Here is a 399-nt window from a genome sequence, read left to right on the forward strand (position 1 = left end):
TGGTGCTGCTGATCATCTTCATGATCACGGCGCCGCTGATGTCGCATAAGGTCAAGGTCGAGCTGCCGCAGGCGACCCTGGAAGAGAAGCCGGAGATCACCCAGCCGCCGATCACCCTCGCGGTGACGGCGAATGGCCAGGTCTATTGGAACGACGAGGCGGTTACGCGCGACATGCTCGACGCCCGCCTCGCCGTGCTGGCCCAGCAGACGCCGCAGCCGCAGGTCGACATCCGCTCCGACAACATCACCAAGTACGGCGTGATCCACGAGGTGGTGCAGAACGTTCGCCGTGCGGGCATCCGCAAGGTGGGCTTCGTCTCCACCCCCGAGCGCTGAGGACAACCGAACATGGCCTTTTCCTCTAACTCCGGCGCCGGCCCGATGGCCGACATCAACG

The 399-nt window shown here is 64.7% G+C and carries 1 protein-coding gene; it reads left to right on the plus strand.

The annotated features are described in order from the left end of the window. The first annotated feature begins 2 nt into the window (after positions 1–2). Entirely contained in the window at positions 3–338 is a 336-nt protein-coding gene (locus N790_RS06095; RefSeq protein WP_245593749.1) for an ExbD/TolR family protein, read from the plus strand. The last annotated feature ends 61 nt before the right edge of the window (positions 339–399 follow it).

Source organism: Arenimonas malthae CC-JY-1 (genome assembly GCF_000747075.1).
In the GTDB taxonomy this organism is placed as follows: domain Bacteria; phylum Pseudomonadota; class Gammaproteobacteria; order Xanthomonadales; family Xanthomonadaceae; genus Arenimonas; species Arenimonas malthae.